At 47.5% G+C, this 16,008-nt stretch carries 20 protein-coding genes; 10 read left to right on the forward strand and 10 right to left on the reverse strand.

Translation table 11 applies throughout. From position 1 onward, the window contains the following. Nucleotides 1–50: 50 nt before the first annotated feature. Together AM506_RS16870 and AM506_RS16875 are read left to right on the forward strand one after the other, a co-directional pair. Nucleotides 51–1,793 carry an ABC transporter ATP-binding protein gene (locus AM506_RS16870; protein WP_060673640.1) on the forward strand — a complete coding sequence of 581 codons (1,743 nt, stop codon included), beginning with the start codon at nt 51–53 and terminating at the stop codon, nt 1,791–1,793. A gap of 157 nt (nt 1,794–1,950) precedes the next feature. Beyond that, nucleotides 1,951–2,412, forward strand: coding sequence for a GNAT family N-acetyltransferase (locus tag AM506_RS16875; RefSeq protein WP_060673641.1), 462 nt, complete (start codon nt 1,951–1,953; stop codon nt 2,410–2,412). A 40-nt stretch (nt 2,413–2,452) separates the two neighbouring features. On the opposite strand, the gene AM506_RS16880 is transcribed toward AM506_RS16875, so the two are convergent. From AM506_RS16880 to AM506_RS16890, 3 genes are read right to left on the reverse strand one after another with little or no spacing between them, the layout of a single operon-like run. Continuing rightward, nucleotides 2,453–2,893: a hypothetical protein gene (locus tag AM506_RS16880; RefSeq protein WP_060673642.1), complete on the reverse strand. Its 441-nt coding sequence runs from the start codon at nt 2,891–2,893 to the stop codon at nt 2,453–2,455. A gap of 45 nt (nt 2,894–2,938) precedes the next feature. Further along, nucleotides 2,939–3,748, reverse strand: a complete 810-nt coding sequence (locus AM506_RS16885) for a YwaF family protein (RefSeq protein WP_235576137.1) — start codon at nt 3,746–3,748, stop codon at nt 2,939–2,941. Nucleotides 3,749–3,763: 15 nt separating this feature from the next. Further along, nucleotides 3,764–4,597 (reverse strand): SDR family NAD(P)-dependent oxidoreductase, encoded by an 834-nt coding sequence (locus tag AM506_RS16890; RefSeq protein WP_060673643.1) that lies wholly within the window; start codon nt 4,595–4,597, stop codon nt 3,764–3,766. 109 nt (nt 4,598–4,706) lie between these two features. Here AM506_RS16890 and AM506_RS16895 point away from each other — a divergent pair, with 109 nt between their 5' ends. Both AM506_RS16895 and AM506_RS16900 read left to right on the forward strand, forming a co-directional pair. After that, nucleotides 4,707–5,675, forward strand: a complete 969-nt coding sequence (locus tag AM506_RS16895; RefSeq protein ID WP_060673644.1) for a helix-turn-helix transcriptional regulator — start codon at nt 4,707–4,709, stop codon at nt 5,673–5,675. A 52-nt stretch (nt 5,676–5,727) separates the two neighbouring features. Then, nucleotides 5,728–6,666, forward strand: a complete 939-nt coding sequence (locus AM506_RS16900) for a nucleoside hydrolase (RefSeq protein ID WP_060673645.1) — start codon at nt 5,728–5,730, stop codon at nt 6,664–6,666. Between the two features lie 50 nt (nt 6,667–6,716). Here the strand turns inward: AM506_RS16900 and AM506_RS16905 are convergent, their stop codons facing one another. The 3 genes from AM506_RS16905 to AM506_RS16915 form a co-directional block, all read right to left on the reverse strand. Next, on the reverse strand, nt 6,717–7,400 hold the full coding sequence (locus tag AM506_RS16905; RefSeq protein WP_060673646.1) for an MBL fold metallo-hydrolase: 684 nt from the start codon (nt 7,398–7,400) through the stop codon (nt 6,717–6,719). Nucleotides 7,401–7,471: 71 nt separating this feature from the next. Continuing rightward, nucleotides 7,472–7,705, reverse strand: coding sequence for a DUF3953 domain-containing protein (locus AM506_RS16910; RefSeq protein WP_060673647.1), 234 nt, complete (start codon nt 7,703–7,705; stop codon nt 7,472–7,474). Nucleotides 7,706–7,779: 74 nt separating this feature from the next. Then, complete coding sequence (locus AM506_RS16915) at nt 7,780–8,175, reverse strand: VOC family protein (RefSeq protein ID WP_060673648.1); 396 nt, start codon at nt 8,173–8,175, stop codon at nt 7,780–7,782. Nucleotides 8,176–8,532: 357 nt separating this feature from the next. Here AM506_RS16915 and AM506_RS16920 point away from each other — a divergent pair, with 357 nt between their 5' ends. The 4 genes from AM506_RS16920 (at nt 8,533) to AM506_RS16935 (ending at nt 11,835) form a co-directional block, all read left to right on the forward strand. Beyond that, entirely contained in the window at nt 8,533–9,138 is a 606-nt protein-coding gene (locus AM506_RS16920) for a DeoR family transcriptional regulator (RefSeq protein ID WP_327205551.1), read from the forward strand. An 18-nt stretch (nt 9,139–9,156) separates the two neighbouring features. Beyond that, nucleotides 9,157–10,488, forward strand: coding sequence for a PepSY-associated TM helix domain-containing protein (locus tag AM506_RS16925; RefSeq protein ID WP_060673650.1), 1,332 nt, complete (start codon nt 9,157–9,159; stop codon nt 10,486–10,488). Between the two features lie 16 nt (nt 10,489–10,504). Beyond that, the gene (locus tag AM506_RS16930; protein WP_060673651.1) at nt 10,505–10,972 is read left to right on the forward strand and encodes a FixH family protein; all 468 of its coding nucleotides are present in this window, start codon (nt 10,505–10,507) and stop codon (nt 10,970–10,972) included. A gap of 101 nt (nt 10,973–11,073) precedes the next feature. Next, the gene (locus tag AM506_RS16935) at nt 11,074–11,835 is read left to right on the forward strand and encodes a DUF3891 family protein (protein WP_060673652.1); all 762 of its coding nucleotides are present in this window, start codon (nt 11,074–11,076) and stop codon (nt 11,833–11,835) included. A 33-nt stretch (nt 11,836–11,868) separates the two neighbouring features. Here AM506_RS16935 and AM506_RS16940 read toward each other — a convergent pair whose 3' ends face one another. From AM506_RS16940 to AM506_RS16950, 3 genes are all read right to left on the reverse strand, one after another. Continuing rightward, complete coding sequence (locus AM506_RS16940; RefSeq protein ID WP_060673653.1) at nt 11,869–13,143, reverse strand: MFS transporter; 1,275 nt, start codon at nt 13,141–13,143, stop codon at nt 11,869–11,871. Next, on the reverse strand, nt 13,143–13,727 hold the full coding sequence (locus AM506_RS16945; protein ID WP_235576138.1) for a TetR/AcrR family transcriptional regulator: 585 nt from the start codon (nt 13,725–13,727) through the stop codon (nt 13,143–13,145). Before AM506_RS16945 ends, AM506_RS16940 begins: the two co-directional genes overlap by 1 nt. 158 nt (nt 13,728–13,885) lie before the next feature. Next, entirely contained in the window at nt 13,886–14,317 is a 432-nt protein-coding gene (locus AM506_RS16950) for a MarR family winged helix-turn-helix transcriptional regulator (RefSeq protein ID WP_060673655.1), read from the reverse strand. Between the two features lie 167 nt (nt 14,318–14,484). Here AM506_RS16950 and AM506_RS16955 point away from each other — a divergent pair, with 167 nt between their 5' ends. Both AM506_RS16955 and AM506_RS16960 read left to right on the forward strand, forming a co-directional pair. Continuing rightward, a complete protein-coding gene (locus AM506_RS16955; RefSeq protein WP_060673656.1) occupies nt 14,485–14,868 on the forward strand; it encodes a CidA/LrgA family holin-like protein in 384 nt (127 codons plus the stop codon). Continuing rightward, entirely contained in the window at nt 14,853–15,545 is a 693-nt protein-coding gene (locus tag AM506_RS16960; protein WP_060673657.1) for an LrgB family protein, read from the forward strand. Before AM506_RS16955 ends, AM506_RS16960 begins: the two co-directional genes overlap by 16 nt. A gap of 246 nt (nt 15,546–15,791) precedes the next feature. Here the strand turns inward: AM506_RS16960 and AM506_RS16965 are convergent. Next, a partial coding sequence (locus AM506_RS16965; RefSeq protein ID WP_152968518.1) for an IS3 family transposase occupies nt 15,792–16,008 on the reverse strand: 217 nt, incomplete at its 5' end.

Below are 16,008 nucleotides of genomic sequence, written 5' to 3' on the forward strand. Positions count from 1 at the left end.
GTCTTCCCCCTTATATGTGTTTTGTGAACTAACGCATAAAGGGGTATGTTATGACTTTTCCTGTGAAAAAATTTCTTTCGTATTACAAACCGTATCGTTCCATTTTTTTGATTGTGCTGTTCAGTGCTTTGATCACATCTTCCCTTACTCTCGTTTTTCCACTCCTTGTCCGCTATGTGACGAAGGATATTTTGGCCAGGAGTCTTTCTACGGCTTTTGAGGATGTCCTTTGGGTCGGCGGTGTGATGGTGGTTCTTGTTGTTGCTCAAAACGTTGGGAATTACATTGTGGATTACAAGGGGCATGAGATCGGGGCACGAATGGAAACCGATATGAGAGGTGAATTATTCGCTCATCTGCAGAAGCTGTCTTTCCGTTTTTATGATAAAGAGAAGACGGGCCGTTTGATGAGCCGGGTGACGAATGATCTGTTGATGGTCTCGGAGCTTTATCATCACGGACCTGAAGATTATGTGAAATACCTGGTTCGTTTTGTTGGAGCTTTTGTGATTTTGTTCTGGATCAATGGTCCTCTCACCCTGACCGTATTTTGTTTCTTTCCGGTCCTTGGGTTCTTCTCACTTTACTTCAATAAAAAGTTGAACCGGGCGCTGACGGATAACAAAGAACGAATCGGAGACATCAATGCCCAGGTGGAGGATTCCTTATCCGGTATTCGGGTCGTTCAGACGTTTACCAATGAATCTCTTGAGATCAGGAAATTCAATGTGGAGAATGAACGGTTTTTGGATAGCAGGAGGAAAACCTACCGGGCGGAGGCTTACTTCTATAATGGGACAGAAGCGTTCATTCAGCTGATTACCGTCACGATCGTGATCTTTGGATCTCTTCAGATTGTGAATGCATCCCTGGATCTCGCTGACTTGATTACGTTTCTTCTGTATATCGGCTTTATGATCGAGCCCATTCAGAGACTCACGCATATGAGTACGCAATTTCAAGAAGGCGTGACAGGGTTTCAGCGCTTCAGGGAAATCATGGATATCAAGTCTGACATCGAGAATGCCACTGACGCAAAGATTCTCGCCAACGTTGAGGGACATCTTTCATTGAAAAACATATCGTTTCATTTTGATCCTGCTTTAGGCGCAGTCTTCAAGGATTTAACCCTTGAGATCCCCCCAGGGGAATACGTCGCACTCGTCGGACCATCGGGAGCGGGAAAGACGACTCTCAGCTCCCTGATTTCCCGTTTTTATGACGTGACGGCCGGTGGGATTTATGTCGACGGGAAAAATGTGAAAGACCTGGATTTGCATTCTCTCAGAAGCAACATTGGAATCGTGCAGCAGGACGTGTATCTTTTTTCCGGCACCGTCATGGAGAATATCCGCTATGGGCATCCCGAAGCCACGGATGAAGAAGTAATGATGGCAGCCCAACAGGCGAATGCACATGAATTTATCTGCTGCCTGCCTCAAGGGTATCATTCCGAAATCGGACAACGCGGTGTTCGCTTATCCGGAGGTCAGAAGCAGCGGCTCAGCATTGCCCGTGTCTTCTTGAAGAATCCGCCGATTCTCATACTCGATGAAGCGACGAGTGCCCTTGATAATGAGAGTGAAAGCATCGTCAAGGCATCCCTGGAATCATTGGCAAAAGGCCGGACGACGCTCGTCATCGCCCATCGTTTATCGACGATCCGGAATGCGGGAAGGATCGTCGTTTTATCGAATGGTCGAATCGTCGAAGAAGGGACCCATGAAGCATTGCTCAATCAAGATGGTCCCTACTCCAGCCTGTATTCGAAGCAGTTTGAGGTGCAGGTGTAAATGGAAGAGGCACTCATACCATAGTGGTGTGAGTGCCTCTTTATATTTCATAAGGTAACCTTATAGATTTTCATAAAATAATCATTATTAACTTATTAGATCAATTGGGCTAGCATAGAAGCTATAAGGAACATTTTTATTAAGAGGAGGATTATTTTTGGAGAGAGAATTGTACTTTAGAGAAGCCACCGAAAAAGATGTCGATCATATTGTCGAGATGCTTGCTGATGATGTGCTTGGAAGCCAGCGCGAGCGCTACGAACAGCCCATTCCGAAAAGCTATTTACAAGCATTCAAGGCAATTGAGACTGACCCCAACAATGAATTGGTCGTCGCCAGTGATGGGGATGAAGTAGTCGGCGTTCAGCAAATCACGTTCACTCCCTATCTCACCCATCAAGGTGGTTGGAGGGCGAGTATTGAAGGCGTCAGGACGTCTGCTTCTGTAAGGGGAGAAGGCGTGGGAACGAAGTTGATCCAGTGGGCCATCCATCGTGCAAAAGAACGGGGATGTCATCTCATTCAATTGACGACGGATAAGCAAAGGCCGGATGCCCTGAGGTTTTACGAGAAATTGGGTTTTAAAGCCACCCACGAAGGTCTGAAGCTTAAGCTCTGATACATGACAAAACGCTTGGGGCTCCAAGCGTTTTGGGGTATTACCTTACTTCCACCGAAAAAGCATAACTCCCGTCCCCCTGCTTCCAGTGGGCGACTAAATGATAGACATAGACCCCTTTCTTCTCGGGAACGATGATCGTGTGATTTCTTACGCTCACACCTTCTGCCTGTTCTTCCCCGTTCCACTGCTCTGCAGCGAGGTGTTGAGGTTTCTTGTTGAATTTCACTGTAATCTTCTCACCGGGAGATACGACGGTTGGCTTTTCTTCTCCTGCCATCGCTACCACACTTGAATAAGCCTTATCCACACATTCGCCTGAAAAGAACCCCTTCCAGCAATAGGAACCTTCTGTTGTGGGAATGCTCTCTTCTCCAGCCGTTACAGTCGGTGTCGGCGGCGCTGTTCGGAACGGTTGAATAATAAATAGAATAATCGCGATCACGGCAATGATATTGCTCAATGCCAATGCCTTTCTCATGTTCATCGCCCCTTTTCTACTTTAGACGTATCCTGAAGAAAAAGGTTACCCTTTAACCCTCTCCCTCCTTATAAGCATCCCCATCGGAACATACGTCACAAAAAACACGACAAGTGCCACAATTTCGAGATTAATATAATATATGATCCCCGTTCCGAAAAAGGACAAGATCGTTTTCGATTCTGTCGGATTGGCCAGATAAAAGAAGTTTGTATCAAGAATGTGGTTTAGAAAAAAGATCGGCAGGGCGAGAAGATTGACCATGAGAAAGCCGGTCCATATGGCTTTCCTCGGGACCCGATAGCCCTCATATACGATGAAATAAAGAACGGACCACGCAATGGCTGCATGATGGAGGAAGTATTTTAAAAAGCGGTAATGAGGAAATTGATAAGTCATTTCAGGTGTGACCATGCTTAAGATTGGAGGAAGAAATCCGATAAAGAACAATAGATAAAAGGCCTTCTGGTTCTGTTTCAAAAATAAATAAATCGCGATGAACGTACTGACGGAACAAAGCTGCAGGGGCAGATCCCCCAGCTCCCACTGTCCCGTCGTCACGAGCCAGATATGCCAGGACACCTCACTCAGCACCAGCATCCAGAAAATGGTCCACTTCAACGCCAGTTGATACCTCTTTAAGAAATGCCTGAAGGACACAAGCCAGAATGATAGTGCCACAAACATCAAAAGCACCGAGATATGGGGAACAGAAAACAACTCGAACGTTTGCATCTCTGTCACGGAAAACATCATGCCACCCCTATTCGTTTGAAAAGTGGTTATCATGGATAGTTTATTCGGCATAAAGGATGGTTCAGAACGGATTTCAGAAAATGAAAAAGCCCCCTTCAAGAGGGGACATCCATACTATAACGTAAACGGCGGAATATAACGCCCATCCACATCGGTAAACTCATATTCTTTCGCCATGTCACCCGCTTTTAACACCTGTCCCGTCTTTCGCATTACTTCCGGATCCTCCGCCAGGGCTGTGATGGCGCGTCCCACATAATAAGGAGTTTCAGATGGCTTTAAGTCTTCTGATTTCTGCCAGTTTTCCTCGTCCACTCCCATATGTTCGAGCACAAGCTCTGTTCTCATAAAACCTGGAGATACAGCTATGACCGCAATCCCGTCTTCTTTTAACTCTTTAGATAGACCGTACGCCATTCGGACGAGTGCATTTTTTGCCAGATCATAATAGAATTGTCCGGTGTACTTGCCTTCATCCCAGAATGTCGTATGAACGATCAGGGCTTCTTTATTTTCCCGAAGCAGGGGAATGGCAAAATGATTGGTCGCAAGCTGGGCCCTAACGCCTGCCGTGAACATTGTGTCCCAATTTTCAAGAGACTGTTCCCAGAATGCTCCCGGATTCACACCGATATCATGTGCACCCCACACGTTGTTGATGAGAATATCCAGCTTTCCCTGCTCTTCTCGAATCTGCCTGATCACCGAATCAGTTTCTGCATCGATCGTATGATCACATCGAATCGCAATCCCTTTTCCACCCGCTTCATCAATTTGCGCAACTGTGGCATCAATCGTTCCGGGAAAGTTCTGTGTCGAGTTCCCTTTCGTGCTGCGTCCGGTGACATATACGGTGGCTCCCGCTTTTCCCAATTCAACGGCAATCGCACGCCCCGCTCCCCGGCTTGCTCCTGTGACAAGTGCCACTTTTCCTCTCAATGACTTCATCCAACCATTCCTTTCTTCATGTAAGATAACCCCATTATACGATCCCTTTCTTGACATCTATTGTCATATTTCATTAAATAAAAGAAAATCCAAGAAAAAGGTGATCGATATGAGAGGCGACCGATTAGTATCCATTCTGTTATTACTGCAAACACACGGCCGAATGACCGCGAAAGCACTTGCGGAGAAATTGGAGGTGTCTGAACGGACCATCCACCGGGACATGGATGCCCTGAGCGGCACCGGGATTCCTGTCGTGGCGGAACGGGGCCAAAACGGGGGCTGGTCGCTAATTGAGGATTACCGGACGGACCTGACCGGGTTGAAGGAATCGGAAATCCGGGCATTATTCGTGTCTCCTTCTGTTCATCTCCTGGACGATCTCGGACTGACCCGTACGACGGAGGAAGCACGGAACAAGCTCATCGCCTCCCTACCGTCCACGTATCGGGAAAATGCGAAAGACGTATGGAACCGGATCCATATCGACACGAGCTCCTGGCGAAAGCAGAAAGACAAAACTGCCTCCCTTGAAATCATCAAAGAGGCGATCTTTCAGGAAATCAAACTAGTCATCACCTATGAACGTGCAGATGGAGAAACCGATGACCGCGTGGTGGAACCACTTGGGCTTGTGGCGAAAGGGGATCTTTGGTATCTCGTCGCAGCCAAGGAAAACGGGGATATCCGTAATTACCGGGTCTCCCGGATTCACCATGCCGAACCATTGGACGGGACATTTGAAAGACCCAAAGGCTTTGACCTTGCACAGTACTGGACATCCTCCACTCAATCCTTCATCAAAAGGCTTCCCTCTTTTGAAGTGAAAGTAGCAGTGGCACCACAAGCGTTATCCCGGCTCACCTTCACGGGACGGTTTGCCCGGGTCCTTGAAGTCGGGGAACGGAGAGGTGCGGAATGGATTCCCGTTACGCTTTCCTTCGACACGGAAGAAGAAGCGAAAGGCTATCTGATAGGATTCGCCGACCAAGTAAACATCAAAGAACCGGCTGATCTCAAACAGAAAGTCCTGGAAATGGCTGAGGCTACGGTTTCATTTTATCGACGAATGGAATAATTCTTCCTTTTCTCCGATATGTTTTAAAAAACAGTTGTCGAGGAGAATTCCCATGAAAAATATTCTATTATTTGCCGATCCGGGTATCGATGATTCCGTGGCCATCATGTACGCCCTCTTGAATCCGGATATTAACGTACTCGGAATCGTATCGAGTTACGGAAATGTCGAAAAGAAACAGGCCACCGATAACATCGCCTATCTGCTTAAGCTTGCCGGAAGGACCGATGTGCCGATCATCGGTGGCTCCAACAGTCCATCATCCGGGGAAATCCCGACCTATTATCCTGAAATCCATGGACAGGAAGGTTTAGGTCCGATCAGGCCACCGGAAAACTTCTTCGGGGAGCTCACCAACTTTTCTAAACTCTATACCATCATAAAAGAAAATAAAGACGTCACCATCGTGGATGTTGGGAGGAATACATCTCTCGCCACCCTCTACATCCTGGGAGAAGATATTGCTAAGGTCGTTAAAGAGTTTTATATCATGGGAGGCGCCTTTTTCGTACCGGGAAACGTCACCCCGTCAGCCGAAGCAAATTTCTACGGAGATCCCATTGCTTCAGAGCTTTTGGTCAAGAATCTCGACAATCTGTACATCGCCCCTTTAAACGTCACCAACAAAGCGATCATCACCCTCGAACACATCAAAGCCATCCAGGAGATGAACGGGAACCCCCTCATCGAAATCCTCGATGACGTCATGACTTACTATATCAATGCCTATAAAAAACTCATTCCAGGGATAAACGGTGCTCCCCTCCACGATGTCGTCACCCTCTCCCTGATGGTGAATCCGGAAATGGGAAAAACGATTAGAAGGGACGTCGAAGTATTGACCACAGGCTACGGGCAAGGTACCTCCATCGCCGACTTCAGGGTCAGCTCCAAACCGGCCGAAAAGAATATCAACATTTATCTGGAAATGGATTACCAAATGTTCGTGAAAGATTTCATAGAGATCATGACCAGAAAAAAGATAACTTGATGAAAAAAAGAAGGGATCGGCCTGTTTTCCCCTGCCCATCCCTTCTCATCCTACTGACTCTTTTCCCCAATTTCGATCAGCTCCTGGAGGAACACGTCAATTTCTCCTACCAGCACGCCACCATGACCTGTACACAGTACATCCGCATCATATTCCTTCATGATTCGGAGGCCGTCGAGGAATACAGGCAGGTCCGCAACTCCGCCACCCTGAAGATACTCGACCCAGGCTTGTCTCAGATCATCTCCTTTTGAAACAAGCCCTCCATCTGATAGAGGATCTCCAAAGAAACAAAGGAAATCTCCCGTGAACAATGTTCTGGTCGGCCTATGAAAGAACACGACAGAACCCGGAGAATGATAGCCGACTCTCGTATAGTCGTAATCCCCTATGGTCCCTCTATCCACGAGCTCCCCGCTTATGGAAGAACCAGTTGGCAGCGTCTCGTCAGCATGAATGACCTTCCTTGCCTTAGTGAATAACGTTTCCCCTCCCACATGATCCTCATGACCATGGGTGATGAGCATCAGCTTCACATCGTCTGCCGTTTTTCCGATTTTATGTAGGGCGTGCTGGAGAAACACCAAGTGACCCTCTTTACACGAATCGACCACAGTCAATCCTGCTTCTTCCTTGATAAAGTACGCATTCGTATAGGTATTCCACTCAGCATCCCAAACCGCCAGCACATCTATATGATCATTCACTTTTTCCAATTGATACTCCACTTTCACTTGCCCCCTCCTGATTTCCACTTGAATCAATTCCACAAACAGGGCGAAATCCCCTTTTCATGATGGTGAAATTAGTAGATAAAGCTTTCGAAGGACACCAGGATCAAGAAAAGAGCTACGGCAAAAAACAGATAGCTTCGATACGATTTCCGATTCTTCTGTCGTTCTTCCGCTCCCATTACGACCATCATGATCGCCAAACCTGCCATCGTAAAAGGAAGGATGCTCGTATTATTTGAGATTAAACCATAGAGTGATAGTGCCATGACAATAACAGCAATCGAAATTCTGAATTTTTTCAGCATGGTGGATTCCTCATTTCTTCTTATGTAACAAAAAAAAGGGCCTGACCCCCGATTCAGGTCAGACACCCCATCCTCTACTTCGCGTCCTTATCCGGCTGATGAATCCCGAACACATTGCCTTCCGTGTCTATGTAATACCCCTGCCACGCCATTCCCGGCAGTGCGTACTTCGGCATGGCCACCTTGCCGCCGTGTTCCAGGATGAGCTTCTCGGTTTCATCATAGTTCCCGACGCCCATCGTACACGAATATCCGTTCATCGGCTGATTCGGCTGAGGTGGAGGGCTTTGACGCTGCATTAGTGCACCATTGATCCCCATCTCATTCTCATCCCCTGTCACAGCCCCAACGTAAGGCATTCCAGCGTATTCACTCCAGTCCTCGAACTTCCAGCCGAATACTTCCCCGTAAAACGTCTTTGCCCGTTCCATGTCATCTACATGCACTTCGAAATGTACCATTCTTCCCATTGTTCATACCTCCCATATACTGTCTTTCATTATAATGATTTCGATATTACGGAGAGAAACCCTTCTTTTATATTTATTAAATAGGGTTCACTCTATCGTACTTGTGTTCTGACATAATTCAGACCTTATTCGAAATCTCTACCCCATCGATGAATCACAGTAAATTAACAAAAAGAAACAGAAAAAATCGCGGAATAGAAAACATTTTATGATCCAATCCCTCTATCCTTACGTTTTCTTCATTATGATCACTTGTGTGGAAAATTAAAAGTTTCTTTGTCGGTTATGTTACATATCAACATTTCCTCACTTTTTTTCACATAAAGTCTATTGAACAAAGGCTGAAGCTTATCTATTATGAATCTAGCACACAAAGAAGAAAGGACGATTATCATGCTGCCGATCGATAGCCAACAACAAATTTTAACGTGGCTTGAAGAAGAGGGAACGTTACGTGTATCAGACATCAGCTCCCGCCTCGAGGTATCGGAAATGACGGTCTACCGGGATCTTAAGCCACTGATGGAAGCGAACAAAGTCCGTAAGACGTCAAACGGCATCTCTGCTATGCAAGCCGAGGGTATCCCAACTGATTCCTGTGTTTACTGCCTTAAGACAACAACCTCAAGAAGAGCAGTTCAACTCATAAAAAAAGATCATACAATCGAACAGACCTGCTGTCCCCACTGCGGTTTACTCCGTTATAAAGACATCAAGGAGGATGTCATGCAGATTCTCTGCCGGGATTTCCTGACGGATATGACGATCAGCGGGAAAACGGCCACCTACTTGATTGATGCCGACTTGAACCTGAACTGCTGTCAGCCCCAAGTCATCTCCTTTGAATCAAGGAAGCAGGCAGAACAATTCCAAACCGGATTCGGAGGTACAATCTGCACGCTTCCACAAGCCATCACGGCGATCTCAAGAGACATGCAAGGATCGGGCTGCTGCCACGACTAAGAAAAGAGGAAAAAAACAATGGACAAAAAATCATATCAAACGATTTGGAGATGGCACTTCTATGCGGGCATCATCATTGCCCCGTTTCTATTGATCCTTGCTGTAACGGGATCGATTTACCTCTTCAAGCCCCAGATCGAACAGAATCTCTATCAAAAATATTACGAAGTCAATCCACAGGGAGAGAAGCTTCCTGCAACTGAACTTATCGATAAAGTGAAAACGCTTCACCCTGATGCACAAATCACAAGCTTCCGTCCCGGAGAAAGGGCCGACCGTTCCAGTGAAATCGGCATCAGTACAGAAGAAGGCTCTGCCACGATCTTCTTGAATCCTTACACAGGAAAGTCCCTCGGTGAATTGAAGCCTGAGGACCGGATCATGAATAAAGTCGAAGAAATTCACGGCGAGCTGATGGCGGGTACAATCGGCGACCGGATTGTGGAACTTGTTGCCTGCTGGGCCGTCGTCCTCATTGTCACGGGATTGTTCCTATGGTTCCCGCGTAAAAAGGACAAACTATCAGGCGTGTTTATCCCACGCTTCACTAAAGGAAAGAAGATTTTCAGAAGGGATCTCCATGCAGTACCGGCTTTCTGGGTCACAGCGGGAATGCTGTTCCTGATCATGACGGGACTTCCCTGGTCCGGCTTCTGGGGAACGAACTTTCAGAACATCATGACGAATGCCGGGGCCGGCTATCCCCCGTCTATCTGGTCAGGGGAAGCTCCGCAGTCTGTCGTGAAAACAAAGGAAATCGCCGACGTCCCCTGGGCAGCCGAGAATTTGGACGTTCCCGTATCGGCTCTTGAAGGGTACACGCCATTATCCATGAATGATGTCGTATCGATTGCCAAACGAGAAGGAATTGATCCGAGCTATACCGTCTACATCCCTCAGGATAAAAACGGCGTCTATACTCTATCCGCCTTCCCGGCTAAAGCACAAAATGAAGTCACGATGCACCTTGATCAGTACACAGGAGCCGTCCTCGCTGATTATCGTTTTGACAACTACGGAATCGGCGGCAAAATCGTCGCCATGGGGATCACCCTCCATACAGGAACCCAATTCGGTTTCATCAATCAACTGTTCAGCCTGTTGATCTGCCTTGGCATCATGCTTGTCGCCATCAGCGGATTCTATCTGTGGCTGAAACGTAAACCGAAAAAAGAAATGGGTGCACCGAAATCACCAGGCATTCTGAAGATGAAGTATTTCCTTTTTGTCATGATTGCACTCGGGATCCTGTTCCCTCTCGTCGGGGCTTCCTTGATTGTCATCCTGCTTCTTGACCGGTTATTGATCAAAAAAATCCCTGCTACGAAAAAATTCTTCGGTGCGGCATAAGAAAGGACGATGCGATATGAAAACAACCTTTAAATATTTGAGTATCCTTTTCCTGTGCACGCTACTTGGTGCCTGCGCCCCGAAGGAAGATGCAGCGGAATTGTACCAGCAGGAATCGCCCCTTCAGGCTGATATTACGATGCCGGACGATTTTTCCGGAAGCGGTGACCCAATCAAGATCGAACTTACACAAGACGGCAAAACAGTGGCGGATGCCGACTTTGTTCATGTGGAAATCTGGAAAGGCGACGGGTCCTTCCATGACGGAATGGAAGAAACCGAGAATGCTGGAGATGGGATTTACACATTCAATAAGAGCCTGACGGAAGATGGACTCTATTACATCAAAGTCCACGCAGGAAACAACGGCTCCACCATCATGCCGACACTGCCGTTTGCCGTCGGCGAACTATCCAAAGCTGACGTCGAAGCCTTAAATGACCACGCTCCTGTTGAGAGTGGAGATCATAGTCAGCACCACTAACGTTCAAAGATCGAAAGCCCATGCAGCTTTCGATCTTTTTTTTGACAGAATAAGAGATGTCTAGTTTGCTATAATGGTCTTAAAAAGGGGATGTTGACTCTATGATTATCCGAGAAACCGTGGATTCCTTCATCATGATCAAACAACACGACCACGCCTACATATCCGGCGAAACCATCAAACATGTCAATCGCAATCTATTAAAATCCGATCTGTTTTTCGATGACTTCGTATACGCCTCCCATCAGCATGACCGGAGCTGGATTGGACTAGACGAGACGCCGATCTGGAACGACGCGAAGCAGATTCCCTTCACCTTCTCAGACTATCCCCTTCTCCCGAAACTTGCATTCTATCAAATCGGACTGGATGAAATCAAGGAGGCTAACCTCTATGCGGCACTCCTATGCAGCCTTCATTTCTGCTCTTTCTTTGCCAAATCGAAGGATCCGGACTGCCTGCAATTTTTACAGGATGAAGCATCAAGACAGAAGAAGATCCGGAAAGAGCTTCCGAAGCTCGACGAAGAACTGCTTATCCAGCACTTCCAGCTCCTTCAATTGTCCGATAATCTCTCCCTCTACTTTTGCCTAAATGAACCGGGTGTGGATAAAGAGAGCGAGCATCCGTGGTTCAGGGATGGTTTCAAGAACACGGAGAGCTTTCACCCAGGGAATCATAAGCTTCTGGCCAGGTGGGTGAATGAGCATGAGGTGACGTTTGATGCCTACCCTTTTGAAACGGATTTTCATGTGACGCTTCCTTATAAGAAAGTGGACAAGGCGACGATCCGGAAGCTGGGGATTGCGGAAGCGTATGGGGAAAGTAAATTGGAGGAACATAGTATTTTGATACGAAAATAAGGAAGACCCTTTGATGGGGGTCTTCCTTCAGTTTTAGGATGAAATCGATGCCTTCACTTCCTGCACCACTTTCCCCTTTGCTTCCAGTGTTTTCATGATCACATGATACATGACCGTTCCGGATATGCCGAGGATCAACAGGATGCCGCCCATCATCAGCGGACTGACCCATTCCCCAACGATGATGAGGAGGGAAGCAATGATCATGGCACCATAGAAGGTCAGGCTGTAGAAGGCCATATACGTGCTGCGGGCGTTGGACGGGGCCAGGTCCCCGATCATCGCCTGCTTGATCGGAACGTACATGAGCTCCCCGAACGTCCCGACAAACCCCAGGATAAAGAGGAATAAAATATTGTTTGTGAAGGCAAAGGCGCTGAAACATATGGTAAAGATGAACATCCCCGTTACGAGCGTCCAGCGGTCACTCCACTTTTTGAACAGTAATAAGACGACAGCTGATAAGAACACGACGATCAACGTATTTTCCGTCCGCAGGAATCCGAGCATCCGCGTACCGTCAAGCGTGAAGTCAAAGCCCAAGAGAGTGGCCTCCTGCTCGGGGATATCCCTTTCCAGGCGAATCCCTACGTAATTGGTCAGTGATTGCTCCAGTGTAAAAATGAAGACGGCACCGATGATATACATCATGAATAATTTATCTTTCAATACGGTTGAATAGCTTTGAAGCATCTTGTTGGATGAAGAAGCGGTTTCAGTGGTGGCAGGTTCCGGTGTGTAGGTTTCTGTGATGAAGAAAATGGTAATCAGGACGGACAGGAGTGTGATGCCTGAAATCCCGAGGAATAATTCAAACAGGTACGTTTTAAATAGAAAAGCGCCGATGATGCCTCCGATCGCGGTGGCGAGATTCCCTAACCAGTAGCTGACGGTGAATACGAGCTTCCGTGAAGCGGAATCGGTCACATCGATGATCATCGCCTGTGCTGCAGGCTGGAACATCCCGCCGGCAAACATATTGAGAACGAAAAACGCCGCGGTGATGTAAGGCAGGTCAAACCACGGTGAATTGCACAGGGCAATGAAGAAGAACGTCGTCATGATTCCGAGTTCGGCAAAAATCATGATCTTCCGGCGACCGATCTTATCTGAGATATGACCGCCAATAAATCCACCGATGATCCCACTGATGACGATCAGGACAAGGATGATCCCGGTCTGAGTTGCCCCGATCTTCTGGGCGAAATAGATGGCCATGAACGGAATGACCGCCATGGTGACAAGTCCCCCAAGGAACTGCATGGCAAGCCGCAGTTTCAGGTTCGGATGAATATCTCGTATTCTCATCACACCTCCACCCTTTCCGTCACAGGACCGAATAACCGCAGGGCCTGTATTTTCATATTGCTCCAGATCAGATTTGTATGGTCATCGATGAAGGTCAGCCTCAGCCCATTCAATAAGGAAATATACGATTGAGCCATCAGCACCGGTGACCCTTCATAGAAGCATCCCTCCTTCTGTCCTTTTTCAATGACAGGATAAATACGTTCTGCAAACACATCGACAAAGGCACTCAACTCTGCGAACAAGACGGGATACCGGTCCGGCCTCGCCAGTACCTGCTGGGAAAGGCGCAGGAAATCCTTATTCTTCGCAAACACATCCAGCTGGCAGTCAATCATATTCCGTACCATCTCCATCGGACTTCCACTATACCTTTCCTCTATCTCACTAAAATATGGCTTGATTTCCTCTAATGGCTCGAGGATCGCCGCTTCAAATAAGACCTCTTTTGTCGCAAAGTATGTGAACACGGATCCGAAGCTGACCCCTGCCTCCTTGGCAATGGCAGAGATGGTCGTTTCCGCAAATCCGTTTTCGCTGTATGTTTTGACGGCTGCTCCCAGGATCGCCGCTCTCTTTTTCATCATTTTTTCCTCCCGCGACATAATGCTCCCCTCCTTTTTCGAAATTGATTGATTAATCAATTTTTATTTTACTGTTAGATATTTCCAAGGTCAATGGTTATTTTTCGACAAAAACATCCGCCTCCTGATGTGTGCCAACAACAGAAAGCGGACCTATTTTATTCGTCAAACGTCCCGTTCATCCGGACCAGCAGTTCCCCGAACACGTTCTTCTCCTCATCGGACCAACCTTCAAGCAGGCCCTCATACCATTCGAGCCTCATGCGGCTGTCGAGGGCAAGCTTTTCCTTCCCTCGTTCAGTGAGGTCAAACAGGCTCACCCGTCCGTCGCTTGGGTCTGAAAAACGCTGGATAAGCTTCTTCGCCTCTAGTGCGGCCGCCTGTCTGGACAACGTCGAAATATCCAGTTGGAACGCTTCGGCAAGCTGCTTCAATCGTGATGGTCCCTGTTCATCGAGCTGCCTCATCAGAAGGTATGCGGACCTCTCCAAGATCCCGATTTTTCGATCCGACTGATCCCGGAAAACCGCCTTTCTGATCAAGGTGGTCAATTCATATTCAATCCGTTTTATCGAGCTCTCTTTGGACATAGATCTCCCCCCTTTTTTCATCAGTAAACCTGACAGATTCATTGACAACACTGCAGGTACTTGTATAATACAAGTATATAGTTGTATCGTACAAGTAATCCCAGGAAAAGTAAAGCGTTTTCATTGAAAGGTGGGAAAAAGATCTTCCTATCAGGAGGACCCGTGTTATGAAAATCATTCGAATCATCATCCAAATCGGCATTCTTTATGCTTTTTCCTTTATAGGCGGAGCCGTCGAGGAGCTCCTCCACCTACCGATACCCGGAAGCATCATCGGCCTGATCCTGCTCCTTGCATGCCTGTCGTTGAAAATTGTTCCCGTGATCATCGTAGAGGATGGCGCAAGCTTTTTACTCGCGATCCTTCCCTTATTATTCATCCCGGCCATGACCGGGGTCATGAACTACCCCGCCCTTTTATCAGGAACCGGTGCCATGCTCTTTCTCATTGTTGTCGTGAGTACCGTCGTGACCATGGCCGTATCCGGTTTTGCCAGTCAGCACTTAGAAAAACGATCTGAAAGAAGGGAACAAGCATGCAGCAAGCACTGATCGCAATCCTGATCATCACCCTCACCGCCGTCCTTTATTTTGGCATGGTGAAGGTGTATCAGCGTTTCTCGTATCCCGTATTGATCCCGGTCCTGACGACCACGATCGTGATCGTCGGACTGCTGATCTCTATGCATATTCCTTATGAGGAGTACATGATCGGCGGGAAATGGATCCACTCCCTGCTTGGTCCCGCCGTCGTCGCCCTTGCGTATCCCCTGTATAAGCAGCGGAAGATCCTGATGAAGTATCGCTTCCCGATCATCGGAGGAGTCTTTGCCGGACTCCTGACGGGAATGGTGAGTGGACTCCTGTTTGCCCGGATTCTCGGCATCGACCATGAGTTGATCCTTTCCATTGTACCGAAGTCGATCACGACACCCGTCGCCATCCAGATCGCATCCGGTCTGGGCGGCGTCCCGGCCATGACTGTCGTCTTCGTTATGATCGCCGGATTCTCAGGCGTCATCCTCGGGCCGATGATCCTGAAGATGGGACGCATCCACAGCTCACTCGGACGCGGGATAGCCTTAGGCAGCGCATCCCACGCCCTCGGTACGTCGAAAGCGATGGAATACGGTGAACTGACCGTATCCATGAGTTCCGTATCCATGACGTTGAGTGCCCTGCTAGGCTCGGTGTTTGGTCCGATTGTGGTGTGGGTGTTTCATGTTTGAGGAGGCTGAGCGTAGACGACGCAAAGATTTTTCGACAAACCGTATGAAATATCTGAAATGAGGATTAAATAATGGATATCAGGATTAAATATCCGAGATAAGGATTAATAAATGAATATCCGGATCATAAAGAAAGAAAAGCCTCTCCCATAATAGGTTCACCATGTATGAAAATGATGAGCCATACACCCACTCCTTCAAAAAGACCCGTTCACACGGTGGCTAACCCCAAAAGTTAGAGTTTTGTTATGCAGCTGATTGGATGGACTGAGTTCGGTATTCGACTGGACTTAGTCCATCCAATTTTTCTTTTGAACGTTCATGATTGTACCAGTGGATATATTCTTCAATCCGGCTTCTTAAATCCTCAAAGGTAACTAATTTTTCTCCATAGTACATTTCCTGCTTCAAAACACCAAAAAAGTTTTCCATTACAGCGTTGTCTGCGCATGTAGCTTTCCGT

Origin of the sequence: Rossellomorea vietnamensis (assembly GCF_001305855.1) — a bacterium.
GTDB lineage: Bacteria > Bacillota > Bacilli > Bacillales > Bacillaceae_B > Rossellomorea > Rossellomorea vietnamensis_A.

What these genes read in the sequence shown, in the direction of transcription:
- AM506_RS16935 (WP_060673652.1), top strand. Translation starts at nt 11,074, where the DNA reads ATGATTATCCGAGAAACCGTGGATTCCTTCATCATGATCAAACAACAC.
- AM506_RS16920 (WP_327205551.1), top strand. Translation starts at nt 8,533, where the DNA reads ATGAATCTAGCACACAAAGAAGAAAGGACGATTATCATGCTGCCGATC.
- AM506_RS16910 (WP_060673647.1), bottom strand. Translation starts at nt 7,705, where the DNA reads ATGCTGAAAAAATTCAGAATTTCGATTGCTGTTATTGTCATGGCACTA.
- AM506_RS16925 (WP_060673650.1), top strand. Translation starts at nt 9,157, where the DNA reads ATGGACAAAAAATCATATCAAACGATTTGGAGATGGCACTTCTATGCG.
- AM506_RS16900 (WP_060673645.1), top strand. Translation starts at nt 5,728, where the DNA reads ATGAAAAATATTCTATTATTTGCCGATCCGGGTATCGATGATTCCGTG.
- AM506_RS16930 (WP_060673651.1), top strand. Translation starts at nt 10,505, where the DNA reads ATGAAAACAACCTTTAAATATTTGAGTATCCTTTTCCTGTGCACGCTA.
- AM506_RS16895 (WP_060673644.1), top strand. Translation starts at nt 4,707, where the DNA reads ATGAGAGGCGACCGATTAGTATCCATTCTGTTATTACTGCAAACACAC.
- AM506_RS16870 (WP_060673640.1), top strand. Translation starts at nt 51, where the DNA reads ATGACTTTTCCTGTGAAAAAATTTCTTTCGTATTACAAACCGTATCGT.
- AM506_RS16960 (WP_060673657.1), top strand. Translation starts at nt 14,853, where the DNA reads ATGCAGCAAGCACTGATCGCAATCCTGATCATCACCCTCACCGCCGTC.
- AM506_RS16880 (WP_060673642.1), bottom strand. Translation starts at nt 2,893, where the DNA reads ATGAGAAAGGCATTGGCATTGAGCAATATCATTGCCGTGATCGCGATT.
- AM506_RS16915 (WP_060673648.1), bottom strand. Translation starts at nt 8,175, where the DNA reads ATGGGAAGAATGGTACATTTCGAAGTGCATGTAGATGACATGGAACGG.
- AM506_RS16950 (WP_060673655.1), bottom strand. Translation starts at nt 14,317, where the DNA reads ATGTCCAAAGAGAGCTCGATAAAACGGATTGAATATGAATTGACCACC.
- AM506_RS16955 (WP_060673656.1), top strand. Translation starts at nt 14,485, where the DNA reads ATGAAAATCATTCGAATCATCATCCAAATCGGCATTCTTTATGCTTTT.
- AM506_RS16945 (WP_235576138.1), bottom strand. Translation starts at nt 13,727, where the DNA reads ATGAAAAAGAGAGCGGCGATCCTGGGAGCAGCCGTCAAAACATACAGC.
- AM506_RS16890 (WP_060673643.1), bottom strand. Translation starts at nt 4,597, where the DNA reads ATGAAGTCATTGAGAGGAAAAGTGGCACTTGTCACAGGAGCAAGCCGG.
- AM506_RS16940 (WP_060673653.1), bottom strand. Translation starts at nt 13,143, where the DNA reads ATGAGAATACGAGATATTCATCCGAACCTGAAACTGCGGCTTGCCATG.